The organism is Yoonia sediminilitoris, from assembly GCF_003058085.1.
Lineage (GTDB): Bacteria > Pseudomonadota > Alphaproteobacteria > Rhodobacterales > Rhodobacteraceae > Yoonia > Yoonia sediminilitoris.
This window is the reverse complement of the sequence record NZ_QBUD01000002.1, coordinates 273,313-299,782: the sequence shown is the minus strand read 5'-3', so window position 1 is coordinate 299,782 and position 26,470 is coordinate 273,313. Positions and strand designations below refer to the sequence as shown.

Here is a 26,470-nt window from a genome sequence, read left to right as displayed (position 1 = left end):
CTGAGAGCATCTATTAGAGTTTGGGTTCATGAAGAGAATTGGATTGGCCGCATTGGTAGCGACGGCAATGACCACCTGTCAGGTATCTGCCCAAGATGCGAAGGTCGAATTCGAAATTACATTTTTGGCAAATAACTTTTCAGCAATTCGGCTTCCAAAGTTGATGGAGATAAAGGCCGGCGATATCCTTTCCTCGCAAGGTTATAACTTGCTCAATAGCCTTGAGAACTGCATGTCTGACTGGAGTTCGCGATACACGCGCAGTGATGCAGCATTTTCACTCACTTCCAAGAACATTGCGAGGAGTGGCGAGATTGAAGCGGAAGTATCGTCTTTTTTTGAATTGAGCGGTCAAGTGAGCGTCTCTATGAATTCGAAAATTGGAGACGATGGAACTTTGGATGTTGAAGCCGACAACGTCCGAATTGAGCGCTTCTTCGCTGAAGATATCATTGATACCGCTGATACTCGTTGCCAGAGCTATGTAGACCTTTATTCGAATGGATACGCATCTGGTAATTACACCACAGTTGAGAGGGCAATCTTCCTTGGAGGGGACATGACACACTCGTATGTCCTGTCGCTTTCGGGCAGTGGCTCCGGAAGTATCGGATCAGACAAGCTGGCAAGTTTTTTCGAGCGCGTTCCATTGTTGAGCGGTCTGAAAGATATCTTCAGTATGCAGGCCGAGCTGAGCGTTGGTGGGGAATCTGTTGAGTCTGAAACAACGCGATTTGGGTATGGTGACAGCAACTCAATTTTTGCAGTCGGCTTCCTTCCAGTATCGATTCAAGAAACAAGCGCGACGGATCTTATTTCTCGAATCAACGAATTACCTAATGGTAGTGCTTCACTGATCGATGCTTCGCGCGATGCTGAAAGTGCCAACTCGTTCCTGCAAGAGTATCCTGAATTTGATGTGAGCAACGCAGAATCGATTCTGGTAAGGATGTTTTCTGGAGATGGATTGACCTTTTATGATAAATTCAGGGATGGCAATCCTGTTGCGGCTTCGCAGTTCGCAGAGTTATTTTCTCGGATACTTGAGATAAATCGCGCTGCCGGCCGAGAATTTTGAGCTGCTAGCCATTCAGCCTTTCGCATCTCATAGTGGAAGGTCCTTGCATTTGATTTGGAAGAAGGCGGTGAAGCGAGGTGACACCGCCTTATGAGGGCCTATACCGCTCGCTCCAACAAAGCCTTCGCCTTCCCCTCCATCACCAACCGCGCATCCTGCTGCGGCTTGGACCGGGCCACCGCCGTGATCCCCTGCACAAAATCAAACACGCTCCCGGGCGGACGGCTTTCCTCGGCCAGGACCGTCTCGACGATGCGCCCCGTCTCCGCCTTCGAGAACCCGCGCTTGCGCAGGAAGTCCTGGCGGTCCTCGTCCGTCCGTGCGACGATCTTCTCCCGTGCCGCGCGGATGCCGTCGATGAAGGGCGTGGGAGAGGACTCCGCGAAGCGGGCGAGCGCCGGGGCGGCCTCGTGCGCGAAGCGGGAGGCGGCGTATTTGGAATGCCAGATCGTTATCTCCTGGAAATCCTCGACGCCCCAAAGATTACGGTTCTGGCAGACCGCGCGGAGGTAGAAGCTGGCGATGCCGAGCGTCTTGGCCCCGACCTCGGAATTCCAGCAATAGCACCCCCGGAAATAGAGGTCGGGCGAGCCGTCGGGCAGCAGCCCCGCCTCAATCGGGTTGTGGTGCGTGGAATAGCAACCACGACACAACAAACCTCTCCGGTACATTCAAGAACGGCCCAGACCAGCCATTGGCCACCACCCGACCTTGCTACGGTGCGGCCCGTCAGGCCGAACATCCGCCGCGAGAGCAAAAACGGGATGCGGTGGAACCCACAGCTTGCGGACAGAGCACCATTTCATTGCAATTGCGCCCATATATGTAGCCAGCATTTCACACCAATGCCGCGTTTCACTCTGGTTTACGCCGATCCCGCATATTGGCCTTCAGCTCTGCCTCCCACGTCTCCAGGTTATCCTGAATCAATTGAGAATATGCGCTGTTCTCACTGTGCGGATCATCACTTTGGATAAAGGCTTGTGCTGTTTCCAGCATTGTCTTGCGATCGTGTGCTTCGAATACGCTGATAAGCTGCTCGGCATCCTCACGCGGATGGCCAATCGCTTCAAAGGCGGATCGCGCAGCGCGGATCGAACTGTCATAGGTCTCTCGAATAATGTCACGGCACCCGGCGGTCCAAAGGTCGTAGACATGCCAGCGATCAATTGCACGGGCAATGACATGCACCGACGGGTGATGTTCGTGCATATATCGGGCAAGCTGGGTGGCGGCCTCTTTGTTGTCGATGGCAATCACCAGGATTTTTGCTTCGTCGATCCCCGCTGCATGCAGCAGGTCAGGGCGGGTGGCATCGCCGAAATAGGCGATTAGTCCGAACCGTCGCAACATCTCGAGCTGTTCGTTGCTATAATCGATCACTGTCGTCTCGTAGTCAGCGGCCCGCAGGGCGCGGTTCACGATGCCGCCAAAACGACCATGCCCTGCAATAATGATCTTGGCGTCAGAGGTGATCTCATCGGCATCCTGCGCCTGCTGGCGCGAGTAGCGTGGTGCAATGATCTTGTCGTAACAAATGAACAAGGCGGGGGTCAGCAGCATGGAAAGCGCGACGACAAGCAGCAAAAGATCAGCGACCGGCGCGGGCACAACGGCGTTGGCCACTGTAAACGACACCAGCACAAAGCCGAACTCTCCGGCTTGGGCCAGCCCAAGGGAAAACAGCCATTTGTCACCTTTGCTAAGCTTGAAGACATGGCCCAGCACGAACAGCACCGCGGCCTTCAGCACAATCAATCCAAGTGTCAACGCGACGATCAGCGCGAGGTTTTCACCAAGCAGGGCAAAGTCGATGCTGGCGCCGACCGTGATAAAGAATACGCCCAGAAAGATGCCTTTGAAGGGTGCGATATCGCTTTCCAGCTCGTGCCGGTACTCGCTGTTGGCCATCACGACACCCGCCAGAAATGTCCCCAATGCCGGAGACAATCCGACCATGGTCATCAAGAGTGCAATGCCCACTACCATCATCAGCGCGGTGCTGACGAACAGCTCTCGCAGGCGTGCGCCAGCCACATAGCGAAAGACGGGACCAGTCAGATAGCGCCCGGCCATAATCACAAGCCCTACAGCTGCAAGCGTGACCAAGGCGGTTTGCCAGCCGGACAATCCTTCGACAAGGTTCAGGTTCAAACCGGCTTCACCGTGACCAGCCCCGTGATCATCGCCGTGATGCAGAACCTCTGTCAGTTCGGGCAACGCCAATAGCGGGATGAGGGCCAACATGGGGATGACCGCAATGTCCTGGAACAGCAAAACCGAGAAGCTTGCCTGACCACCATCGCTGCGCATCAGCCCCTTTTCATTCAGCGTCTGTGTAACGATTGCCGTTGACGATAGGGCAAAGATCAGCCCAATGGCCAGCGCCACAGTCCACGGTTGGCCAAACATCATTGCCACGGCCATGACGCCAATGCATGTGACCCCGACCTGCAATCCCCCCATCACAAAGATCCGCGCACGCATGTCCCAAAGAACTTTCGGCTGCATTTCCAACCCGATCAGGAACAGCATCATCACCACGCCAAATTCGGTGAAATGCTGCAGCCCCACCACATCAACGCCGGCCCAGTGCAGCACGGGACCAATGGCGATGCCAGCGATCAGGTAGCCAAGAACGGACCCGAGCCCAAAGCGCGACGCCAGCGGAACGGCTATCATTCCGGCAAGAAACAAAGTGAACGTGATAAACAGAAATTCTGCAGTCATCGAATGATCCTTGGAGCAAGAGTGGGCAGCGGTCTATTGGGCATGTGCGAGGTGCTTTTTGGGCGAACACCCGAATTTGCGGGAGTAGTCGCGACTGAAATGCGTGGAGCTTTCGTAGCCAACTTCAAAACCCACCGCCGACACAGAGGGCACGCCGCGTGCCAGCAGCGCCCTGGCTTCAATCATCCGCAGGTCTTTCTGGTATTGGAGAGGGGTAGTGCCCGTCACCGATTTGAAGTGCTCATGGAACGAAGACTGGCTCATCCCGGCCACTTGGGCAAGTTCGCCGACGACCAATGGCTCTCTGAATTTGGCCCTGATCTTCTGAATGGATTTCGCGATGCGGCTCGCGTGGCTGTCGACTGAAAGCAAATTTCGCAACATGCCACCGATCGGTGACATCAGAAGGCGAAAGTGGATTTCCTTGAGGATCATCGGTCCCAGCACCCGAGCATCCAGCGGAGCGTCCATCAGTTCAAGATAGCGCACGATCGGTCCTATCCATGCCGGATCGGGTACGCTGGCTGACAGGGACTGTGCGCGATGATCGTCGGACACAGCTTCGCCAACCTGTTCATAGAGCTGGCGCAGGATGCCCAGATTCAGGGACACGATCAGCGCCCGGTATGGTTCTGCGGGGCTTGCCATGGTGATCCTAGAGGTAACGGGCAAATCATGGCTGACCAGCAAGGCATCGCCCTTTCCAAGGGAAATGAACCGTTCACCGACCTTCATTTCTTTCTTTCCCTGTAGGATCAGGCAGATCACCGGATTATAGATAACGGCCTCAAACGCGCTGACCTCAATGCGTTGGAATATGCGCGCAGATGGCAAGACCCTGCATGAATTTTCAATGTCCAGTGCGGCGAGGCGCGCTGACAAGTGCTGTAATTTTTCGAAAGACATCGTGCGCTCCTTGGCTAATGCCTAACAATACCTGATTCAAAAATCACGCATTATGCTCTGCGTTTGGAGGAATTGGCAGATGTAATGTAGAATTTGGCAAGACGCGATGCGGCACGGCTCCTAACTTCCAGTCAACTACGCTATCGAAGGGAACATTCCATGCCGGAAACATCAAAAACATTCGCCCTGAACACGGACACCACCATTCCGGCGGTCGGTTTTGGCACGTACCTGATCTCGAACGAGGATGCCGAAACTGCAATCAGTTCCGCGATTGCGGCGGGCTACCGCCACATCGACACTGCGTCCGGCTATCGCAACGAAGAAACAGTCGGAGCCGGGATCAGGACTGGGCTGCAAGCAGAAGGGCTTTTCCGCGCGGACCTGTTCGTGACAGCCAAGCTGTGGCCCGGAAATCCGGCTTGGGGAGATGCGCCCAAGACCGGGGCGCAAACCATTGCAGAATGCGACGCAAGCCTTGCGCGGCTGGGATTGGAGTATGTGGACCTCTATCTGATCCACGCCCCTTACGGTGGTGACATGCGCCTTGAACAGTGGCGCGCCCTGTTAGAGCTGCAAGCCAGTGGAAAGGCCCGTGCTGTGGGGGTAAGCAATTTCAACCAAACCCATCTTGGTGAGATCGCGGCCGCTGGCCTGCCGATGCCCGATGCCAACCAGATCGAATTGCATCCATGGTCGCAGAAACCGGACCTGCTTGCGCATATGGTCAGTCATGGCATCGCACCGATTGCCTACAGCAGTCTTGTTCCCCTTTCCACGTGGCGCACAGAGCCAGGACAAGACAGCGCCAAGACCGACGAGATGAAGGCAGACGGAGAAGCGTTCAAGGCGATGGCCGCAAAATATGGCGTATCGGAAGCGCAGCTTCTGCTTCGGTGGGGTGTGCAGAATGGCTATGCCGTGCTGCCCAAAAGCCTGAACCCGGACCGGATGCGCCAGAATATTGATCTGTTCTCCTTTGTGATCGACGACGCCGACATGGCGAAAATGGCGACAATGGATCGCGGCGATGGCGTGGCGTGGGCCTCTGGCGACCCCAGCAAGTAGCGGTAGTGTCGCAAAGTTCCTACGTGCCTAAGAAAGCGCTGCTGCTGGACACACTTATCCAGCGAGAGCCGCGAGCTGCGCGAAGCCAGACTGCTCGGAATGGCCAAACTGACCCTTTCGGATCGTATGTGCGACCTTGATCCAGGCAAGGGTGGATGCTGCTGAATTGAACGATTTGAAGGTCTGCATCGGCTGGGTGAGCTTCCTTAAAAATCGATGATCCTGTTCAATAATGTTGTTGAGATATTTCGTGCGCCGGACAGTGATCAACCAATACCAGCCGTACACGACAAGCAGGCAATTCATGTTGAACAGACCGGCCGTGTTCGATCCGCTTTATTCGATAACGACCTTGTCCGGCCAGCCGTTTCTGCCGATGGCTTTTATGAAAAACGCAGTCGCCGCAGTTTCATCGCGACGCTCAGACAGCACGAACGGCCGGTTGGTGATTTCTGGCGATGTGCGACTTCAGCAATTGCACCTGCGTATTTCTCGACCCACCGATTGACGGTCGCATGATCCAAATCCACCCCGCGTTCCGCCATGATCTCTTCGAGGTTGCGGTATGAAACGGGAAAGCGAACGTAGAAATACACGGCGTAAAGGATCACAGATTTCGGGTATCGCGCGCCTTTGAAACTGATCAACTCTTCAATCCTGATGTTCGCCCCGGGAAGGTGAAGGGTCTGGCTGGACACGTCCGGCAATGCAACAGAAATCCGAAACTTTGCGACACTACCTTCAAGGCCGGTGGAGCAGGAGCCACCACCTCATCCGGTATGGGCCGATGCCGCGGTTGTGACGGACGGTCGCTATAGACTATTGTTAAAAAGCTACGCCCCGCTTGGCCCTTTTCCAACGCGCGGGTGGGCGCGTGTCCCGTCTGACAATCCGATACACAGCAGGATTTCGTCTGTGCGGGGGGCGTCGGGCACACAGATCGTCATCGTGTCGATGTGATCGAAGGACCACGCCTCGTCTTTGTGGCCCAACGGCAGATCAATGCTGGCACCCAAGGCGCCGACTTTGTGGTTAGATGGCATCAGGGATGCTCCACCTCCAACAGCTGCACGCACGGGTTTGCCCAAGGCCGGATGCAGCACGGCTGCGCCATGTTCCATCGCGCCGGAGGCTCCGACAAGGGCTGCCTTCCCATAGCAAAGGGCCCGCCCCTCCAACATGATCACAAGCTCTTGCGTCAGAGATTTGCCAAGCTGCGCGCTGATGTCGAAAAGCGCCGTTAGGTCAGTTTGAGCATTGCCTGCAAAGGGGTTTTTGACGACCGCCATCGCAGCAACCCGCGTGATCGGATCACAGGCTACGCCCATCTCATCTGCGGTGATGATTTCCTTTGTGAAAACCGTTTTTCGAACGTCCATGGCTATGCTTCCTTTGCGATGCCCGCGTGGGGCAGGTTTTTGATGTATTGGAATCCGAAGCCGAGTGGGACTACGGCGGCAAACAGGATGATGGCGAGCCACATGGGTCCCTCGGCATGTCCTGTTGCATCGAGAATGGCGCCCGCTGCGGGTGGGGTGACCAACATGATCGCGTAGTAAATGGTAAAGAAGATACCCATACCGAACGCGCGGACTTGAGGTCGCATCGCCTGGCCCGCCATGGCCATGATCACCCCGGCCGGGGCCATGCCGATCAGACCAAAAAGCACGCTTGCACCAAAGCCAGCACCGGGCACGCTGAGCAACAAGAGCGCGGTAATCGCCCCGCCCATGCAGACCGTCAAAACAACGGTCCGTCCGCCGAAACGGTCGACGACCTGTCCGCAGATAGCACCTGATACGATCATGATCCAACTCCCGATGCTGATGATACCAGCGGCCGCGATTGCGGACTGGCCCAAACCTTCCAGAACCTTTGGCCCGAAGGACAGATAGGTGACGTAGGCCGCGTTGAAGACACCCCAAGCGGTGGCGGCACAGAGCACCAGTTGCCATTCCTGCCGTGTCATGGTCGCTCGCGGTCCGCCTTCAGCATGTGGTAGATCATGTGGCGCCCTGTAGAAGACAAACACCCCAAGGGCTGCAATCAGACAATAGACCGACGCGACCTGAAACGGGACCTGCCAGCCAAACTCTTGGGCGAGCCATGCGTGACCTATCTGGCCCATGGCGATACCGAAAGGCCAACTCATCACAAGGATGCTCATAGCGGTCGCGATTTCGCGGCCATCAAACCAGTCTGCGACCATCTTCGTCAGATAGAGCGTACAGAACAGAAACCCGCCCCCGGCAAGGATGCGACCCAGCCCGAGGCCCCAGCTTTCGCTCGCCAAGGAGGACCAGGCTCCACCCAAAGCCAGAGCGCCCAATCCAAAGACTACCATCATGCGATCAGACACGTAGCGCCCCCAATAGCCTGCGGGCAAGGCCAGAACCAGACCGGGGGCCATGAACAGCCCGATCATCAGACCGATGCCCACATAGTCGAGCCCGAAAGCGACGATGAGATCGTCGCCAACGGAGGCCACTGTCTGAAACTGAAACCCAAGCCCGATGCGGGCCAGAAACAGCAGGGCAAGGATGCGCCAGCGCATTATGCCCACCCGAGCCCGCGCAGGGCGTGGACGTCATTCCAGATCTTGGTCATGTGGCTAATCCTGTCACCGTCGAACTGTATGACATAAGCGTAGTCCGACACCACAGATTTCCCTGTCGGTGGCACCGGTCCGCCTTCGCCCGTCTGCGTGCCGTGAAATTCGGCCGTCGCGACAACGGTGCCGCGCGCCTCGTCGGTCGCAAAGGCGGTCAGCTTGTAACGGCCATCCGGCACTGGCGTGAAAAGCCCCTTCATCCAGTCCGCATAGGCGGCAAGGGTTGTCGTCTCCGCCAGAGCATCCGCCTGACAGGAAAAGGTTGCCCCCTCGTGGCAAAAGGCCTTGCAGGCGTCCCATCCTTGACCCGTTTCGCAAGCTTCGAAAAATGCAGTCGCCGTTTCTTGATGTGTCATCGGTCCAGTCTCCCTGTTGATCCAATGGACCCACCCTAGGCCAGTGTCTGTAACGCCGTGTATCGTGCAGATGCATTAAAATCGGGCGTCTGCGTGCAGTATTCAAACTACAGCATTTGCATGCTTGCTTATTGAACCCGTTCTGAACACACTTCACCCAAGTCTTTATATTCGGAGAATTCTCGGGTGTCAGAGTGGGTCGATCTCAGCCAAAGGGAAGTGCAGATCGCGCAGGCCTATGCAGGTGGTCAGACCTATCAGACGATCGCAAAAACCTTGTGCATCGCGCCCAGCACGGTCCGCACACACCTTGCAACCATCTATCGCAAACTGGGCGTGTCCTCAAAACTGGAACTGGCAACCCGACTGGAGGGCGAAGCACCAGTGCCTCGCAGCCCGTCGGAACTGGCGACGGTTGTGTCTGAATTGGCCCTAAGCCTAGAGGAAGCCATCAGCCGTGAAAAAGCGCTGAGCGAGGTGCTTCGGATCATTAGCACTGCACAGGGTGACTTGAACGCAGTGATGAAGCAGATTTTGGCCTACGCGCTGGACCTTTGCGATGCAGAATTCGGCATCATGTTCGAATGCAGGGACTCTCGTAGATTTCATGCGGCCTTTGCCCTTGGGATTCCACCGATTTTCAAAACCTGGTTCGATGACCAGGGCTGGTTCAAAGCGAGCGCGCAAACAGGTCTTGGCCGCATGGACGCGCAGCGCGAGATCATCAACATCTTCGATGTCAGATCCGAGGACCTAAACCTGAGCGACGACCCTTTGCGCGTCGCAACAGTCGATCTTGGCGGCGCGCGGTCCTTTGTGGCGATCCCGATGCTTGCGGCAGAGACACTGGTGGGGGCCTTTGTGCTCTACCGACAAACCGTGCGGCCCTTTTCCGATGATACCACGCGGCTGGCTCAAATTTTCGCCGCGCAAAGCGTGATCGCGCTGGAGAACGCACGTATGATCAAAGCGATGCAACAGGCCAACCCATGACAGCAGTGCCCCATAGGTGACGCGGCTTGCGGCTTACGAAACCCAAACCGCCCACGATTACGCACGTGGCGAAAGCTATCAGCAGATCGCGGATCGACTGTGTATTACACCGTCCACGTGCGAACTCATCTTGCGGCGATCTACCGGAAACTGGGCATGTCCTCGAAATTTGACTTGCGCGACGCGCTTGGCCCGGCCGGTTCCGCCAAGGCCGATCCGAACGATGCGCTCCCAGTGCGACCAGAGCGACCTTCCATTGCCGTTCTGGCCTTCGAGAACTTGTCGGGCGATCCGGAACAGGAGTATTTCTTGGACGGGATCAGCGATGACAACATCACAGCCCTGTCGCGGTCTCCCTGGCTGTTCATAATCGCGCGCAACACGACCTTTACCTACAAAGGTTCGCGCGTTGATGTCCGGCGCATGGCAAAAGAGCTTCCTTGTTTGATAGTTCGGTTTGCACCTCCATCAAAACGGACAACCATCATCTCCTTCAAGAGATGCACCCTCCCCATTTCAGCTTGCTGAGAAGGGGGCGGTGCCAGATCACATCAAGACTAATTCAGATTAGATGTGTCGCTTCGGTCGTGTGCGATGTGCATCGTCGATAACAAAGGCCAGATTTACCTTGAGCCAGATCTGCCGTGGGCGTCCTAGCCACACAGCGCCGATTTCCGCCGTTATGCTTCCAATTTTCCAAGTGTCGCAACTCTCGGTTCTTATGTCTCGAACCCACCAACCAACATATCTTGCCCACTCCCGGTGATTTCACGTCGTCGCAGGGCAAACTACTGATTTTTCCTGAAATCCACGCTGAAGGCGCAGAATGAATGGGTCCTGACACTAGAAAGCGGAGCATTGCTGGGTCTGCAAAGAAAACCTCTGGACCAAAAAAATGCCACCCGCTTTGTGTTTTGCAGAGATGCTTGCCCAATGTGCCAATTGCTCGCTACCAATCAAATTTTTTGACAATTTATTGGACTGCCAAGCCTTTTTCTGGTGATTTGATCCTTAGTTCTAAAGTCAGGGGGAGCAGGTTTGCGCTACGCACTACAGAATCTCAGTTTTCTATTTTGTCTTATAATGCCGCTTAACCAGGCTTATGCCCAGACAACCATTGATGTCGCGGTTTCATATCGTGAACGCATTGCGCTTCCACCCCTTGCTGAACTTCATTTGGAGTTGCTTGATGTTTCACGCACTGACACAGCTGCAAAGCCGCTGTCATCTCTGCGACGTCGGATTACCGGCGTACCTATGCAAGTTGAACTGCATTATGATGCAGATCTCATTGCGCCGGAAGGCGTCTATGCTCTGGCTGCATCAATCTGGTCTGGCGATTCCCCTATTTTTCGGAGCACCGAAAGATATGATCCTTTCTCGCATTCAGAGGACGCGACATTGGAGATGATGCTGTCTGCTGTTGACGAAGCTGCCACCGTGCCCCCCACGCTACAGCACATCTCAGGGGTAGAATGGGCGATCACCGAAATCTTAGGTGAGCCGTGGTCAAACGACGATCCGGCGACACTGATCATTGATGATGAAAGTAACTTTGAACTCTTCGGTGGCTGTAATCGCTTCATCGGGCAATTGTTGCAGATTGATGGTGAAATTTCATTCCCTGCGAATTTTGCCGGTACTATGATGGCTTGCCCTGATGAGACTGAGAGGCTTGAAAGAAGCGTTCTGGACGCGTTGCCACGTGCGGCCAGTTATGTGCGGTACCGGACAGGTCTTGTGTTGATGGATGCCAGCGGCATTGCGCTTATGCATTTCACGGTTCGGCCTGAATAGCGACAGGTTTTCAGGCATAAGACAGTTGCGAAAGCGGTCACTTACGGCAGCCCTTTTGAACACCCGAACTGAAATCCGATGTTGCAATGCGATCTCAGTCTTGTGGTTTCGCTGTCCGTCCATCCTTCGGGATCTGTCACTTGGATCCATGGACCAATGTAGTCCTGTGCGTAATAGGCGTGCCCGTGCCCTGGCGGTGATCCAAATGACAGGGCCATATCCAGCGCCAGTTGAAAGTGTGACACGACGGGCATGAAGATGAAATGCTCAGACATGTCTTCCGCTGGCGGATCACGCATCCAAGGTGGTGCGCGCCAGACTGAGGCAGGGTCGTAGAAGACAACCGGATCGCTGGAGTACTGGAGAAAGACGATCCGCATATCGCCCCACTCGGCTGCCGCTTCGGAGGCGTCCGCAGTATGCGAAGCATAGCGTATCAGTGATCCGTCGCCGATCTTGGGCAAGACCCAGGGACTGCCAGTGGAACGTTGGTTCTGGACATAGTTCCAGAAGTCAGAGGGAAATGGCGGGCCCGCCCAGAAGGCGCCGTCAATTGGATCGTCCAACAAACGGAAAAGATTCGTCGCATGCATTGAGGACCAAGCGCCCAGGCTGAGGCCATGTACGTAAAGACGGGGTCGTGCATCCTCGGGCAGCGTCTTCCAGTACCCATGCACCACATCCTGCAAGGCTGTGGCCTGTTCGAGGCCTGTATTGGTTTCAAGAACCAGCGCCAAAGGTGATTGAAGATATGAATACTGTGCTGCAACAGTCGCGATGTCGCCATTATGCATGTATTCAACCGGATCGTGCGAGCCAGGGTCCATCCAACCCGTGCCCGTGGGGCTCGTGATAATCAGAACGCTTCTTTCAAAGGCACCTTGCCGCTTGAGTTCTTCAAGCGCTAGTTCTGCCCTTTGAATCGGAGTATCCCCGTTCGCTCGTCCGACATAGACACGGATTGGCTCCAGCGCTTGTCGTCCTGTAAATGCAGAAATTGCAGCTGCATCCGGCCCCGACATGATGAAATCGCGCCCTGGTGTGCCAATACCTGACCAATCGATCAGCGATGCACTGCTACCGGTTTTCCCGGCATCGGTTGGCGGTGGCGGCGCGTCGTCAAACAAGGCTTGTGCTGTCTCATAACTGGTATCAAGTCCTGCAATCACACCATCAAGAATTCCATCCCGCGTGACGACGACCAAAAGGACAGCAACCACCAAGAATCCTACCACATTTGCCCGTCGTGGCGGCATCACCCGATAAAGTCGTGCGCGCACAAGGCGGAAAAACGACGCCACGATCCGCCCGATGGCAAAAGCTAGAGCAAACACCAGCGTCGCAATGACAAGGATCCTGACTAGGTTCAGGGCAGCGGCCGGAGACATGCCCATCTTTTCGCGCAAGTCATTTTGCCATGTCAGGCTCGAGTTCAACACCCACACGAAGAAGACGACAATCAAGGCGGTCGCAATGAAGGTTATGCTCCGGTCTAGACGCCTCGGCAGGCCCGGCATGTCCAGGGCCCGCCAAAAAAGCGCCACCACCTGCCCCAATAGATAGCCAAGAGCAGTGACCAGTCCGCCCAGAATACCTTGTACGTCTGGATCGCGGGGAATGAGTGATGGCGTGAGCGATGCCGCAAAAAACAGGACGCCGATTAGAAAACACGGAATTGAGAAGGGACCGATCATTCTCGCAAAAATACTCATGCTACAGATGTCCCCCTAAGGCTAGTCCGATTTCACCACAATATTGGTCTAGTGTTTTGCAATTGAACACATTTAGCAACTGATTTCGGCGCAATGCGCAATGCTGGCACTACTAAGTCCCCCCGCGTTCGACAAAGCCGAATGGCGCCAAGAGGAACACCGGAACATCAATAGACAGTCCAGCGAAATACCAGCACAATCTAGGTGACAAAATCAGGGACTGAACATGCGCTTTCTATCGATCTACCTAAAGCGTTTCCCGAAAAGCTGTGGATCAGGTTTTTCGCGAAACGCTGTAGCCCAATGTTTTCTTGTTCTCACACTGCTGGTTACATGTGCCGTTATCAGTCCCTCAGTGCTGCGTGCGCAGGAGCAACAACTCGAAAACGCCCAAATACCATTTCTTACGCTTCGCAATCGAACGGGGTCTTCAATCCCCGAGCGCTATTTCGGTGATAGACGCAGTGATCTAAAGGCGGGACAGTGCGAAGTCCGCAGTCTTGATTTGTCAGCACTTGGGTCGCTTGCAGACTCTGCGCCAGGTTTCATCAGGGAAGAATTCCTGCGCGTCGAGCAGGTTACAGAAGTGAGCCAAGACGCTTTACTGGAGGCCTTAGTTCATAACCTTGGGTCACAACAACCTGTGCTCTATGTGCATGGCTTCAATATCAGTTTCGAGAAGGGGTGCCGCCGCGCGCTTTTGCTTCGGGAAAATGCTGATCTGAACGGTCAGCTTTTATGGTTTAGTTGGCCATCCGACGGGGCAGTGACCAACTATACCCGTGATGAGTCCGATCTATACTGGAGCGTGCCGGATCTGGCAGAGGTTATCCTGAGTTTATATGGTCTTTTCGGCACTGACCAAGTCAATGTTGTAGGCCATAGCCTTGGCGCGCGAGGCGTTGTGCTCGCTCTTTACGAGGTGGCAAATAGGTACCCAGATATCCGGCTGGGAGAAATTGTCTTGTTGGCACCCGACATGGATTTTGAGATTTTCGCCAGAATTCTCGCGCGTATCCGACCGATTGCGCGCGGTATTACTGTCTATGTGACCGAAGGCGACCGGGCGCTGGCACTTTCAGAACAACTGCACGGGTATCCAAGGTTGGGCGAAGCAGGCAACGATGTATCCATCCTCAATGGTGTCGAGGTTGTCGACCTCAGCGGCCTTCCAATTTGGGATCTGACCGGCCATCTTTATCACATTTACAGCCCAGCATTGGGAGATGACCTGAACCAGTTGTTGAAGAAAGGTGCAGCTGCCGCGCTGCGTCCTAATCTTGTTTCTGCCGGGGCAAACCTTTGGATGCTTCGGGCACCGGAAGAGGAAAACGCCGAGTAAGCCGCTAAAGCTGGCTTTCGATAGGCAGTAGGCCCGTCACGGTCGCGATAAAGGAAGGCCAAAAGCCCGCCAGAGGTTCCCACGTAAAGACCTCTTGCTGCTGTGTGCCGTCATAGCGCCATGTAGCTGCCCCGTTTGGACTAATCTCATAACGAAAAGCAAAGTCCTTGGCGATTTCATCGACCCGCTCTCGAATGCTCAAGGCCAGATCGGGGCTATCTATAACCATGCCGACTTCGGCGTTTTGACGTATGGATCTGGGATCAAAGTTTGGCGAACCGACAAAAAGATACCGGTCATCTACGATCACCAGCTTTGTGTGCATTGTAAGCGACGCATTGGCAGAACCTGTCAGGATCGCGGCATCCGCACGCGCTTCGATGAATTCAACGCCAGCCGCCGCTAACTGGTCGCGGTACCGCGCATAAGCGCCATGAACATAGGCGTGATTGGTTGAAGCAAGCGAATTTGTCGCAATGCGCACCCTGACTCCCCGATCGACCAGGTGTTCGAAGAATGATGCTCCGTATTCCTCGGGCACGAAGTATGGCGTCATTACAAGAACGTCGTGCTGTGCCAGATTGATCGTTTGCAGAAGGGCGTTGCCGACTGTAAAAGGGCCGACCGCTGGAGGTGTGCGGAGTTTGGCCGGATCATCAACCACGACCCGCGCATAGCCGGCAAACAAAGGCGCGCGCCCTTCCCTAAGGTCAGAGAGATAGCGAGACGCGATTGCGCGTTGGTAAATCTCGGCTTCGTCAGTGTCAGCCCTTTCCCGAAAAGACTGTAGTGCTCGGGCAACGGGCAAATCGTTTGACGATGCGAATGACGAAAGTGGCACCGTCCAAGGATCGTTCCAATACAAATCAAACGCAGAAGATAGTTCGCGCACGGGTTGCCCGGCGACGAAAAGATCGAAATCTGCGAATTCGTGATCTATCCCGATCTGAAAATACTCATCTGCAATGTTCCGACCGCCAATAATTGCCAATGACCCGTCGGTGATGAATGCCTTGTTATGCATCCGTCGGTTCACTCGTCGGAAATCAAGCAAGAAATTGACAGCCGTGATGCTGTTCCGGGACAGGGGATTAAAAACACGGATTTCGACATTGGGGTGGGTATCAAGCGTTGCAATCTGGTCGTCAGTGGCGCTGGTAAACACGTCATCATAAAGCAGCCGCACACGCACACCACGTTCAGCCGCCTCATAGAGTTTGAGCCAAATCAATGTGCCAGCAATGTCTGGTTTGATCAGGAAGGTCTTGATATCTATGGACTGTTCGGCGGATTCAATCATGCCTAGTCGCGCACCAAGCGCGTCGTTTCCATCCGCCAACGGCGCCAGAACGACCTGTCCTTGACCACCACCGGACAGACGCTTGGCTGTTAAAGCAGCTCTGGTGCCTTCGGGCGAGATTGCCACTGTGTCTTCGCGCTGCACGTCAAAGGGCACATAGGTGCATCCAATGAGAGAAATCGCAAATGCCGCATGCAGGATTGCGCGTAATATCCTCAATGGATCAACAGTTTCAAAATAGCGAGCGCCAAGCCTGCTGAGCCTGCAAATAGGCCACCCAGTACCGCTGGCATGATCCGCCCATCGATGACCCAGCCAACCCGTGACCCAAGAATGACAAGCAGCGCAACACAAAGGCTTTGTGAAAGCACTATAGCGCTTTGCGCACTCAACCATCCGAGGGCGGCAGCAAGAAACAAGAGCGTCGGAACATTCGCCACGGCCAGCGTAGGACTGCTATGATGCCAGGCGGCTCGCCACGCCAACCGCGTTACGCGCTCTTTGGTTTGAAGCGCATGCGACATGAGTTCCGCAAATGCTTTTGCCAGAGTGATTGCCAAAACAGATCCAAAAAGCACTGCTGCGGTTTTCATTGGTGCATCTGGATGATCACCCGCAGCCAGCAGGATGCTGAGAACCATGATCGCGCCATATATGATGCCAAATGCCGCCTTATCCAAGCGCTGCAATCCGGAATCGGCCTGCAAAGTTTCGTCAGCCATAAGCGCCACTCACAAAGAAAGACTCTTTCCTTATCACTGTGTATTCTCTCTTGCCCAAAATATCCTCCTTGGAATTTACAGCGGTATCAATTCGTCTGGGGCGTTTTGATGTGCACATCGCGCTGTGGAAACGGGATCGAAATACCTGCTTCGTCGAAAGCTTCCTTCATCTGGTGCGTCAATTCCCAGTAGACGGTCCAATAATCGACAGTTCTGGTCCAAGGACGACAAATCAAGTTCACAGAGCTATTGCCCAGTTCATGAACCTGAATGACGGGTTCAGGATCATCCAGAACCAAGGGATGACCTTGCAACACGGTCTCCATAACTCGTTTGGCCTCGGGAATTGAATCCTGATACGAAATGCCAAAGACCAGATCTACCCGTCGCTTATAACTCGCGGTGACGTTGGTAATCACATTTCCCCAGACATTCTTGTTTGGAATTACAATGAGTTTGTTGTCCGGGGTCGCCACAGTTGTTGCGACGATGCTTACCGATTTTACTGTTCCGCCCACACCACCAACCAAGACGTAGTCATCTTCGTCGAAGGGGCGGTTTATCATGATCATAAGGCCGCTGGCGAGATTCCCCAGCGTGTCTTGAAAAGCAAAGGCCAATATGAATGACGCCCCGCCAATCATTGCAAAAAGCGGCGTCACGTTCAAACCAACTGCAGCCAGAACCAAAAGCAGTCCGATCGCCACGACGATCCAATAGACGACACCAACCAAGAATGCCTCAAGAAGCTTAGACATATTTGGAATGCGTCTGAACCAGCGCCGCGCAAGACCCTGAACAGCACGTGAAACGAACAATAATGCCAGAAACGCAAGAACAACGATGCCGAAGTTCAAGGCGATCGCGATTCCACCATCTGCCTCTGTCAGCCAATTCAGGAGGGCTAAAGCAATAGCCTTCGGATTGGCAAGTATGGTTTCGTTAAACAAAACAGAGTCGCGATACGCCCGGAACTCTGCAATCTGTTCTGGTTGGCCGCCTTTGCTTTCCAGTGCGTTCACGACCATCGTAAATCGTTCAAACAAGCCAGCACGCCGCGCGACCAAATCTCCAATTTCCTGATAGGTTTCATCTGTGGCGGCGTCTGGTTCACGAATAACGGCGACTTGGCGGTCGGCAATTTCGGCAGTCGTAGCACGTACAATGCCAAGCCAAGCAACCGCGAGCGGTTCAAGTTCCACTTTTGTAAGAGGGATTAGCTGATGCGCAAATTCATCCGTAGGAACGTCGGGATTGAGAAGCTCTGGCGCCGGTAGGATGTCCTGCGTGCTTGGTTCGGTTGTTTGTGCACTGGCCGCGCTGCCGAACCAAACGACAATCGCAAAAAGCAGGGCGTACAGGCCGAACTGGCCTGCACGCATTATGGCAACATTCGATAGGCTGCCATTTCTTACGGTTGCCGCTGCCATCACTTCTGCGACATCAAGAACTCCGCAACAGCTTGGTAAGCTGGAAGAGAAGTCGGGTCGATCAGCCCATTCGGAGCCTGCGGGAATGATGACAAACGTACGAGAACCATCTCAGCAGTTGGATCGACATAGATTGTCTGCCCATGCACACCGCGGGCGGCATATGCACCATGATCATTGTGGAAGACCCACCACTGGCTGGTGTAGCTACCGGCGCCAAATGTCGGGAAGCCGGTCCCAAACTTTGACCGATCGCCACCTGCACTGATGTTTTGCGCGACCTCGGCAGGGAACAGGCGTTCGCCATTCAGCTCACCCTCGTTGAGCATCAATTGCCCTAACCGCCCCAGATCCCTCAATCCAGCCGAGATACCGCCACCAGCGAATGGTACGCCATTGCCATCGACCAATTGATAAGCGTCCTGTTCGACACCCATCCGACGCCACAGTCGCTCGGATGCGAGCTCGGTCACCGATTTCCCCGCCACGCGGCTGATGATCCAACCGAGCATGTCAGAATTGATCGTCTTGTAGTGGAACTCGTCCCCGTGATTGCCTTCAGGCTCGACCTGCTGCAGGTATTCCCAGTACCCATTCGGCCCTTCGTAGTCCGCAGGCTTGGGCAGCGGGCTTGCCGCGGCAGAGTAGACCCAGATATCAGCGTTGGGATCAGAGTAGTTCTCGGAGTATTTCACGCCTGTCGTCATATCCATGACCTGACGGACAGTCGCCGAAGCAAAGGCACTGTCGCCGATCTCCGGAATGACTTCGCTGACCAAAGCAGTGTCATCAAGTGCGCCTTCAACAACCATGATTTCGGCAAGAAGACCGGTGAAGGACTTAGTCATCGACATGATGGCGTGCTTGCCGTCTTCCTCCAGGCAGCCAAAGTAGCGTTCATAGACAACCTCACCTTTATGCATGATCAGCATGCCGTCGGTGTAGTTGGCATAAAGGGACTCTTCCCAAGTCATCTCGGTGTCGCTGTTCTGGGGCATGAATGTAAGAGCGTCGATCTGCGCGCGCATCTCGGCAAAGTCAGAAGGCGACGGATAGGTCAGCGGGACTGGCGCACCAATACCGCGACTGATTTCTTCAGAGGGCAGAAGCTCGCGCAGGTGACAAACTGACCAACGCAGCCTTGGAAAGCTGAAGTAGACGCTGTCAGGTTGGGTGATTAACTTGTCGGCTGGTGGCGGAAACCCCTGCATCCAGCCCATCACGTTGGGATCCGATTCCTGTGCGGTGAGCGGAACAGATTGCGAAACTGCACCCGTTGGCGACATTGCTGCCATTATTACCCCCGCTGTCAGGCCGATAAATTTAGTAGTTGAATACGGCATTTACAAATACTCCTGTCTATCTTGGTGCGCAGTTACCGGCAACATTTTTGCTGCCTTCGCCGAGGAAAGAGGCTGAAACCACAACGCGTTAAGGAATTATAACGACTCAAAATGCGGCAATATTCAAGAAAAAATATCGTCCGCCAAATGCGCATCCGTTACACCAACGACGACGCTGCCTGGTGTTGTCAAGTTAACTCGCCGGGTTTGGAAGTTGGCTCGCCGGTGCTTGATCATGCGACATCTGCTGCGGATTTCCACACCTCGAATGCTTCGATCCGATAGTGGCGTGTTGTGAGAGAGGAACGACGGCGGGCTGGTACGGAGTAGCAATTGCGGATTGCGGACTGCATGGAGACGAAGCGCTGCAATCTTCGCAAAGTTGATCCTTGCCATGCTCATCGGAAACCCGAGAATTCAGAAGCGGCGCCCTGACGCGCCGCTTGGCGACGTTTGCCTGCTCAGACCCAGCCCTCTTTGCGGGCCAGCGCCGCGCGGTAGACACCGCCGATGGCCATCAAGGCCCAGACGATCCGCGCCCTGCGTTTCCGCGCTCTTTACGGGCACGAACGGCATCGTCGGTCACGCCGCCGCTTCACAGATCGCTTCGGCATCAGCCATGTCATTCTTCTGGCGTTTGACGAAGGGCTTCACATATGCAGGCGGGATCAGGCGAACCTCATGGCCCAGTTTGCCTATTTCGCGACCCCAGTAATGAGTGCCGCCGCAAGCTTCCATTGCCACAACGCAGAGCAGCAGTTCCTCGAAAAAAGCCGGCACCTGCGCTCGTCGCAGCTTCTTGCGCAAAAAACCCGACCTTGGCACAAAGATGCCGTCGGGGGGCGGTCACATCATCAATGTCGATTGTCGGTGTAGGTGGTCACTGGGCGATGCAGTCGACAACAAGCCAACCGAGATTTTCGCCAACCCAAGAATTGGTCTGCTCACATTCATGAAACATGCAGCATTTGAAAGACTTGATTATCAATTTGCGGCGCCATGATGATATTTTACCCCCGCCGCGGTCAGTCACTCTGCAGACCTATGGCTGGATCAGGATACTGCCCAATACCTGCACGCCATTTACAGTTGGCCGGATAATAAGGACTTCGCCTGAACGCGTGCCCTGCCCTGTAAGTGCCGAGATATTGACCTGATGGGTAACAAGCATCAAACGATCGTCCGTTTCGGCGATGAGTGCGTTGGTCTCTGCCGTTTGCTGATCTTGGGTCGAGAAATCCGCAAAGAAGGAATTGAGAGAGGGCGCTGCCGTTACAGGGCCGATCTCAAGTAGCTCTGCGGTCTCGCGTGTTCGGCACCATTGGCTGGTGAAAACGACATCAAAGCTGATACCCTTTTCACGCAATGCCGCACCGATCGCCGTCGCTTGCGCGCGACCGCGTTCATCCAGATTGCGCTGCGTATCACAATCGTCAATCGTGAATTCAGGCGGATCGCCGATACCCGGAGCGAGCGCATGTCGCATGATGGCAATCGCTCCGGGTTCCGAAAAAGCATCCCAATCGTTGGCCTGTCCGACGTCGGGCATGAGAAGCAGAAGGATTGTTAAAAATCTCATATTTTGGAAGTATGGCAGACGGCGCTCGCGTCAAGCCAAGGCGATCCGCTGGGCGTTTCTTGTGGTCTGGCACCCTGATACTGCGGCGCAGCGCGGCAACCAATTTTGGCGCCGGTTGGGCTAAGACGCAGAAATGATGCAATCAACATCAAAAGTAACCATTTCGCGGTTGGACATTTGCTGCAAGCTGCTATCTCACCCTTATGACTGATCTTTCGACATATCCGCTGGACGACCTCGACCTGAACGAAGCTGCGCGACCCAAGGCGCCGCCTGTGCCGGAGGCAACGGATTTGCACCGCCGGCAGGGTCGGCAATTGGCTGCGATACATCGCCATTATTTGATGGAGATGGGCCAGATTGGTGCAGTTCTGGCCCGGATCGAAGCGGGAGACTCACCCCCCGAGAACCTGAAACGCATCGTGCTTTCGCTCGACATGGCTGAGAACCTGCAGGCGTTCGGCTCGCTTTGCGGGCGCGAATGTCAGGTGCTCAAGTTTCACCACGACATCGAAGGCGCCGACATGTTTCCCAGAGTCGAGGCAGCTGGTGGTGGCAAGTTCCGCGAAATCGTGGCCAAGCTGAAGGCCGAGCATGAGGTTGTGCATGAGTTGATTATCCGCCTTGGCAACGCGGCCGATGCGTTGACCAGCGATCCCTCAGAGGAAAATTTCGCGCAGGCTGCGGCCACCTTCCGCAAGATGGAAGAAATCGTGCGCTCCCATTTCGGCTATGAGGAAACCGAACTAGCCGAAGCCATCGGTTATTATCTTGGTGGGATCTGACGACCGCTTGGGATATGGATACCCGCAAAACTTGGGGGGCAAATCATGACAACCAAAGAAATTATCACAGCCTACTACGATGCGTTCAATCGTGGCGATACAGACGCTATGTGCGCCTTGTTGGCCAGCGATGTGGCACATCATGTCAATGAAGGCAGCGTGCGTCACGGGATTGATGCGTTTCGCGAATTCAGCGCGCATATGACCGCCTGTTACAAGGAAACCCTGACCGACATTGTCATTTTCGTCGAAGGCGACAGGGCGGCTGCGGAATTTACGGTGAACGGGGCCTATCTGGCAGATGATGATGGCCTTCCCCCTGCCAATGGTCAGACATACAAGTTGCCGGGGGGCGCATTCTTTGCGCTCAAAGACGGAAAGATCACCCGCGTCACCACTTATTATAACCTGTCCGACTGGATTGCTCAGGTCGCAGGATGATCCGGGTCGTCGCATTGCAGGGTGCCGCCATTGCCCCGGTTGTACCGGAACTGGCGGCGCTGCGGATCACGGTTTTTCGCGCCTTTCCATATTTGTATGATGGCGATCTGGATTATGAAATGTCCTATTTGCAGTCCTATGTGGACAGTCCCGCTGCGATTGTGGCCGCAGCCTATGATGGTGACCGCCTGATCGGTGCCTCCACTGGCCTGCCGATGACGGATCACGAAGAAGCTTTTGGCCTGCCATTCCGACAGCGCGGCTATGCGCTGGACACAATTTTCTATTGTGCAGAAAGCCTGTTGTTGCCGCAGTATCGCGGGCAGGGGATCGGCCACAAGTTCTTTGATCTACGCGAAGCGCAGGCGCGCGGCCTTGGTGCAAAACACGTCTGTTTTTGTGCGGTAGAGCGGCCAGCTGACCACCCCGCCCGCCCTGCCGAATATCGTCCTTTGGACGGGTTCTGGAAAAAACGCGGCTATGCCCCGCTGGCCGAGGTCAAGGCGACCTTTGACTGGAAGGACGTGGGGGACGATGAAGAGACAGCGCACACATTGCAATTCTGGATGCGAGACCTATGAAAATTGCCGCCGCCACCTATCCGATTGACTGGCATGACAGTTGGCAAAGCTACGTGGATAAATTGTCGCATTGGGTCGAAACGGCCGAGGCAGACCTACTTGTTTTCCCCGAATATGGCGGGATGGAACTGGCGTCCTTCGCCGGGGCAGCGGTTGCAGGTGATTTGCAGGCGTCGATCGCGGCAGTCAGTGAACGAGTGTCAGAGGCGGACGCGCTACATGCCGCTTTGGCATCAACACATGGCTGCCATATTCTGGCGGCATCCGCCCCCGTGGTGACCGCTGACGGCGTGGTGAACCGCGCCCGTCTTTTTGCGCCGGAAGGGGTGATGGGGTATCAGGACAAGCAGATCATGACCCGGTTTGAGCGTGAAATCTGGGATATAAGTTCGGGCGGCGCCTTGCAGCTTTTTGAGACAGCGCTTGGCCGGATTGCCGTGCTCATCTGTTATGACGCCGAATTTCCGCTTTTGGCGCAGGCCGTCATCGCCGCCGGGGCAGAGATTATTCTGGTGCCATCCTGTACTGACAGCGCGCATGGATTTGCGCGTGTCCGCATCGGGGCCATGGCCCGCGCACTTGAGGGGCAGTGCATCACCGTGCAGTCCCCGACAACAGGCAATGTGGACTGGTCGCCTGCGGTGGATGAAAATGTCGGGGCGGCAGGTATCTTTGGCCCGCCGGATCACGGATTTCCGGCAACCGGGATTATGGCTGAAGCGACGCTCGACCGGCCGGGCTGGACCCGCGCTGAAGTGGACCTTGCAGCGATCCATGCCGTGCGGCGCGACGGGCAGGTTCTTAATCTGGCGCATTGGCCAGAACAGTTGACCCGATCACAGGTGCAAACAGTCAAGATCAGTTGAATTTTTCCGCTTCCACCATCGGTGCGAAAATGCCAGTGGCAGGTCGCCATAGTCAGGGTCAAAGCTTACCTGATCCCAATGTTCGCAAAAGGCCGCTCAGATGAATGGGTTCTGACGCTTGAACCCGATGATGCGCCAGTTGTTATGGTGACGAAATTTTGGCGACGGTTCCCACTGGCATTCTCTCGGCTTCAGTTGGTAGACTTGATGAAGAATTTGAAAAGATCACCGCCGCAATCGACATGCTTATCCAAGGTTTTTGACGGATCCGAACTGGCATGATTGTCGCAACATTCCCAAACAGGTGACAAAAGCGGGTTTCTGTTTGGTGCGCGCGCGGATGGGTTTTGTTTGCCAGCGTGGCGTCACATAGAGGGGCCAGTCGAAAAAGCATGGCCCCGGCGCATGCCATTCTGGAATACATCAGTTGTTAAGTTCCGGGTCAAAGCCATCAGAACATGTAATTTCTGACTGGCAGAACAGCATGATTTTTCCAGCATGTTGTCACCCGCGGTTCATATTTCACCACTATGGACATTTCTTATCGTCATCGTCTTAATGCCGATCATCACAACTCTCTGGAACGGAATATTTTTATGGAAACTAGATTAATCCCGACAACAATGCTGATCGCGGCGCTATCAGCAACTTCGGCATCGGCTGATACGCTACGCCTTTTGACATGGGGTGGATATGCGCCCGAAGAAGTTATCGCGATGTTTGAGGCCGAAACCGGCCACACCGTCGAAGTCACAACCTCGAACAACGAAGAAATGATCGCCAAATTGCGTGCGACGAACGGTGGTGGCTTTGATCTGGCCCAGCCCAGCCAGGACAGGATCACCAGCGCGCAGGAAGAATTCGGCATCTACAAGCCGATTGACATGACTCGCATCGACGCTGCGCAATTTATCCCGTCAATGTTGACCGCCACTGCCGCCAACACGACCTTTGACGGCGAAGTTTACGGCCTGCCACACGTCTGGGGCACAAGCGGCCTGGTGGTCAATACCGCCCAAGCAGGTGACGTTACCGATTACACCGACCTTTGCGATGCCTCCGTCGCGGGCAAGGTGTCTTACCGCCTGAAGCGCCCGACGCTGATCGGATTTGGGTATGCGATGGGTCTTGATCCGTTTGCAGCCTACAGCGACACGGATGCATATCAGGCGATCCTCGATCAGGTCGAAGCCAAGTTGACCGAGTGCAAGGCCAACGTCAAAACCTATTGGGATGGTGGCGACGAGATCAAAAGCCTGCTGCGTTCGGGCGAAGTTGTTGCTTCCATGGCGTGGGACACAGGCGGCTGGCAGCTGAATGCTGATGATCCTGATATCACCTTCGTTGCACCCGCATCAGGTGCGCTTGGTTGGATCGACACATTCGTTCTGCCTGCCCGCGGACGTGCGGATGACGCGGCCTACGATTGGATCAACTTTGCTATGCGGCCGGATATCGCGGCGATGATCACCAACACCGCCGGCAACTTCACAGCAGCTGTGGGTGGCGATGCAGGTGTCAGTGCTGATCTGAAAGCCCGCTATCAGGCGAGTTTTGATCAGGCTGCCATCGACAATATCAAATGGTATCCACCCGTGCCCGCAGGTCTGGAAGCACTGGAAGGTGCAACGCTGGACCGGATCAACGCGGCCAACTAAAGTAACTATGACACGAAAGGAGGGCGCAATAAGTGCCCTCCTTTTTATTGATAAAGAGCCAATTGAATGACTGCGACCGCTGATCTTGAATGCAAGATGCTGACCAAAGATTTCAAGAATTTCCGCGCGGTCGATCACGTCAGTTTTGATGTGCCGCAGGGGTCATTCTTTTCGATCCTAGGCCCCTCTGGCTGTGGAAAGACCACGTTGTTGCGGATGATTGCGGGGTTTCAGTTTCCCACCAGCGGCGATCTTCTGATCAAGGGCAAATCGATGATAGGCGTGGGCCCAAACAAGCGCCCAGTGTCAATGGTTTTTCAGCATCTCGCCCTGTTTCCCATGATGAATATCGGTGAGAACGTGGGCTTTGGCCTGCGCCAGCGTGGCGTCCCAAAGTCAGAGATTGCCGCGCGTGTGGCCCGTGTGCTGGCCCGTGTCGGCCTACCCGGTATCGAAGAACGCCGTGTTGATCAACTTTCCGGCGGCCAGAAACAACGCGTTGCCATTGCACGCTGTATGGTGCTTGAGCCGGACGTGCTGTTGTTGGATGAACCGCTTGGCGCACTGGATCTGAAACTGCGCGAGCATATGAAGATCGAGCTCAAAGCGCTTCAGGCGGAATTCAATACAACCTTTGTCTATATCACCCATGACCAGTCCGAAGCATTGGTGATGAGCGACAATATTGCAGTCATGAACAAGGGCCGTTTTGACCAGATTGGCACGGCAAAGGAACTGTATTTCGAACCTGCAAACGCTTTTGTTGCTGGCTTTGTCGGTGACGCAAACCGGTACGAGGGCAAGGTGACAGCTGTAAACGGCTCTGTTGTTTCAGTTGTTACGGATGGCGGTATCAGCCTGCATGCGCGGGCCGCGTCGGAGCGACCCGAAGTAGGCACGCTCACGCAGATCTTTGTCCGCCCGGAAGCAATACAACTTTCTCTGACCAAGCCAGACGTTGCTGATGGCCTCAATACCAGCGAACGTATCGTTGATAGTGTGCTGTTCAACGGTGCCAACAGCCTTGCCATTTTGCGTAATGTGACATCTGGCGAAACGATGAATGTGGCCCTGCCACAGACCGGCGCATTCCTTGGATTGCAAAAGGGTGATACGGTTTTTGCCCATTGGAACCCCGATCAGGCCCGCAGTTTCCCGGTGGAGCCATAAAA

At 55.0% G+C, this 26,470-nt stretch carries 23 protein-coding genes and 4 pseudogenes; 12 read left to right on the top strand and 15 right to left on the bottom strand.

What is annotated here, in order from left to right:
- The first annotated feature begins 28 nt into the window (after nucleotides 1–28).
- A complete protein-coding gene (locus C8N45_RS06390; RefSeq protein WP_108385400.1) occupies nucleotides 29–1,078 on the top strand; it encodes a hypothetical protein in 1,050 nt (349 codons plus the stop codon).
- 98 nt (nucleotides 1,079–1,176) lie between these two features.
- On the opposite strand, the pseudogene C8N45_RS06385 reads toward C8N45_RS06390, so the two are convergent.
- The 3 genes and pseudogenes from C8N45_RS06385 to C8N45_RS06375 all read right to left on the bottom strand — a co-directional run.
- Nucleotides 1,177–1,701 (bottom strand): annotated as a pseudogene (locus tag C8N45_RS06385) (DUF932 domain-containing protein); the annotation flags it as partial.
- 232 nt (nucleotides 1,702–1,933) lie between these two features.
- Nucleotides 1,934–3,808: a cation:proton antiporter domain-containing protein gene (locus C8N45_RS06380; RefSeq protein ID WP_108385399.1), complete on the bottom strand. Its 1,875-nt coding sequence runs from the start codon at nucleotides 3,806–3,808 to the stop codon at nucleotides 1,934–1,936.
- A gap of 33 nt (nucleotides 3,809–3,841) precedes the next feature.
- A complete protein-coding gene (locus tag C8N45_RS06375; RefSeq protein WP_108385398.1) occupies nucleotides 3,842–4,714 on the bottom strand; it encodes an AraC family transcriptional regulator in 873 nt (290 codons plus the stop codon).
- A 159-nt stretch (nucleotides 4,715–4,873) separates the two neighbouring features.
- On the opposite strand from C8N45_RS06375, the gene C8N45_RS06370 reads away from it, so the two are divergent.
- Complete coding sequence (locus C8N45_RS06370) at nucleotides 4,874–5,782, top strand: aldo/keto reductase (RefSeq protein WP_108385397.1); 909 nt, start codon at nucleotides 4,874–4,876, stop codon at nucleotides 5,780–5,782.
- A 54-nt stretch (nucleotides 5,783–5,836) separates the two neighbouring features.
- Here the strand turns inward: C8N45_RS06370 and C8N45_RS06365 are convergent.
- From C8N45_RS06365 to C8N45_RS06350, 4 genes and pseudogenes are all read right to left on the bottom strand, one after another.
- Nucleotides 5,837–6,429: pseudogene (locus C8N45_RS06365) on the bottom strand (IS6 family transposase).
- Between the two features lie 186 nt (nucleotides 6,430–6,615).
- Nucleotides 6,616–7,161, bottom strand: coding sequence for an amino acid synthesis family protein (locus C8N45_RS06360; protein ID WP_181868905.1), 546 nt, complete (start codon nucleotides 7,159–7,161; stop codon nucleotides 6,616–6,618).
- 2 nt (nucleotides 7,162–7,163) lie between these two features.
- Nucleotides 7,164–8,336: an MFS transporter gene (locus C8N45_RS06355; protein WP_108385396.1), complete on the bottom strand. Its 1,173-nt coding sequence runs from the start codon at nucleotides 8,334–8,336 to the stop codon at nucleotides 7,164–7,166.
- Complete coding sequence (locus C8N45_RS06350; RefSeq protein ID WP_108385395.1) at nucleotides 8,336–8,749, bottom strand: ester cyclase; 414 nt, start codon at nucleotides 8,747–8,749, stop codon at nucleotides 8,336–8,338. Before C8N45_RS06350 ends, C8N45_RS06355 begins: the two co-directional genes overlap by 1 nt.
- 186 nt (nucleotides 8,750–8,935) lie before the next feature.
- On the opposite strand from C8N45_RS06350, the gene C8N45_RS06345 reads away from it, so the two are divergent.
- From C8N45_RS06345 to C8N45_RS06335, 3 genes are all read left to right on the top strand, one after another.
- The gene (locus C8N45_RS06345; RefSeq protein WP_108385394.1) at nucleotides 8,936–9,742 is read left to right on the top strand and encodes a LuxR C-terminal-related transcriptional regulator; all 807 of its coding nucleotides are present in this window, start codon (nucleotides 8,936–8,938) and stop codon (nucleotides 9,740–9,742) included.
- Between the two features lie 99 nt (nucleotides 9,743–9,841).
- The gene (locus C8N45_RS06340) at nucleotides 9,842–10,270 is read left to right on the top strand and encodes a hypothetical protein (RefSeq protein ID WP_245882573.1); all 429 of its coding nucleotides are present in this window, start codon (nucleotides 9,842–9,844) and stop codon (nucleotides 10,268–10,270) included.
- A gap of 510 nt (nucleotides 10,271–10,780) precedes the next feature.
- The gene (locus tag C8N45_RS06335) at nucleotides 10,781–11,539 is read left to right on the top strand and encodes a YbaY family lipoprotein (RefSeq protein ID WP_133175949.1); all 759 of its coding nucleotides are present in this window, start codon (nucleotides 10,781–10,783) and stop codon (nucleotides 11,537–11,539) included.
- A gap of 41 nt (nucleotides 11,540–11,580) precedes the next feature.
- Here C8N45_RS06335 and C8N45_RS06330 read toward each other — a convergent pair whose 3' ends face one another.
- Nucleotides 11,581–13,251, bottom strand: coding sequence for an alpha/beta hydrolase (locus C8N45_RS06330; RefSeq protein ID WP_108385392.1), 1,671 nt, complete (start codon nucleotides 13,249–13,251; stop codon nucleotides 11,581–11,583).
- Nucleotides 13,252–13,477: 226 nt separating this feature from the next.
- On the opposite strand from C8N45_RS06330, the gene C8N45_RS06325 reads away from it, so the two are divergent.
- Nucleotides 13,478–14,593 (top strand): alpha/beta hydrolase, encoded by a 1,116-nt coding sequence (locus C8N45_RS06325; protein ID WP_108385391.1) that lies wholly within the window; start codon nucleotides 13,478–13,480, stop codon nucleotides 14,591–14,593.
- Between the two features lie 4 nt (nucleotides 14,594–14,597).
- Here C8N45_RS06325 and C8N45_RS06320 read toward each other — a convergent pair whose 3' ends face one another.
- The 7 genes and pseudogenes from C8N45_RS06320 to C8N45_RS06290 form a co-directional block, all read right to left on the bottom strand.
- Entirely contained in the window at nucleotides 14,598–16,112 is a 1,515-nt protein-coding gene (locus C8N45_RS06320; protein WP_108385390.1) for a phospholipase D family protein, read from the bottom strand.
- Nucleotides 16,109–16,615, bottom strand: a complete 507-nt coding sequence (locus C8N45_RS06315) for a hypothetical protein (protein WP_108385389.1) — start codon at nucleotides 16,613–16,615, stop codon at nucleotides 16,109–16,111. The genes C8N45_RS06320 and C8N45_RS06315 overlap by 4 nt, the downstream gene beginning before the upstream one ends.
- An 86-nt stretch (nucleotides 16,616–16,701) precedes the next feature.
- Complete coding sequence (locus C8N45_RS06310; RefSeq protein WP_245882571.1) at nucleotides 16,702–18,045, bottom strand: mechanosensitive ion channel family protein; 1,344 nt, start codon at nucleotides 18,043–18,045, stop codon at nucleotides 16,702–16,704.
- The gene (locus C8N45_RS06305) at nucleotides 18,045–19,340 is read right to left on the bottom strand and encodes a serine hydrolase domain-containing protein (RefSeq protein WP_108385387.1); all 1,296 of its coding nucleotides are present in this window, start codon (nucleotides 19,338–19,340) and stop codon (nucleotides 18,045–18,047) included. Before C8N45_RS06305 ends, C8N45_RS06310 begins: the two co-directional genes overlap by 1 nt.
- Nucleotides 19,341–19,621: 281 nt before the next feature.
- Nucleotides 19,622–19,759: pseudogene (locus C8N45_RS24205) on the bottom strand (IS6 family transposase); the annotation flags it as partial.
- 214 nt (nucleotides 19,760–19,973) lie between these two features.
- Nucleotides 19,974–20,219: pseudogene (locus C8N45_RS06295) on the bottom strand (IS110 family transposase); the annotation flags it as partial.
- Nucleotides 20,220–20,430: 211 nt separating this feature from the next.
- Entirely contained in the window at nucleotides 20,431–20,967 is a 537-nt protein-coding gene (locus C8N45_RS06290) for a SixA phosphatase family protein (RefSeq protein WP_108385386.1), read from the bottom strand.
- 203 nt (nucleotides 20,968–21,170) lie between these two features.
- Here C8N45_RS06290 and C8N45_RS06285 point away from each other — a divergent pair, with 203 nt between their 5' ends.
- The 6 genes from C8N45_RS06285 (at nucleotide 21,171) to C8N45_RS06255 (ending at nucleotide 26,468) form a co-directional block, all read left to right on the top strand.
- A complete protein-coding gene (locus C8N45_RS06285; RefSeq protein ID WP_108385385.1) occupies nucleotides 21,171–21,752 on the top strand; it encodes a hemerythrin domain-containing protein in 582 nt (193 codons plus the stop codon).
- Nucleotides 21,753–21,797: 45 nt separating this feature from the next.
- A complete protein-coding gene (locus C8N45_RS06280; RefSeq protein WP_108385384.1) occupies nucleotides 21,798–22,193 on the top strand; it encodes a ketosteroid isomerase-related protein in 396 nt (131 codons plus the stop codon).
- Nucleotides 22,190–22,774, top strand: a complete 585-nt coding sequence (locus C8N45_RS06275; RefSeq protein ID WP_108385383.1) for a GNAT family N-acetyltransferase — start codon at nucleotides 22,190–22,192, stop codon at nucleotides 22,772–22,774. Before C8N45_RS06280 ends, C8N45_RS06275 begins: the two co-directional genes overlap by 4 nt.
- Nucleotides 22,771–23,640 carry a carbon-nitrogen hydrolase family protein gene (locus C8N45_RS06270; RefSeq protein WP_108385382.1) on the top strand — a complete coding sequence of 290 codons (870 nt, stop codon included), beginning with the start codon at nucleotides 22,771–22,773 and terminating at the stop codon, nucleotides 23,638–23,640. Before C8N45_RS06275 ends, C8N45_RS06270 begins: the two co-directional genes overlap by 4 nt.
- Before the next feature lie 596 nt (nucleotides 23,641–24,236).
- Nucleotides 24,237–25,298: an extracellular solute-binding protein gene (locus C8N45_RS06260; protein ID WP_108385380.1), complete on the top strand. Its 1,062-nt coding sequence runs from the start codon at nucleotides 24,237–24,239 to the stop codon at nucleotides 25,296–25,298.
- 66 nt (nucleotides 25,299–25,364) lie between these two features.
- Entirely contained in the window at nucleotides 25,365–26,468 is a 1,104-nt protein-coding gene (locus tag C8N45_RS06255; RefSeq protein WP_108385379.1) for an ABC transporter ATP-binding protein, read from the top strand.
- Nucleotides 26,469–26,470 lie beyond the last annotated feature (2 nt).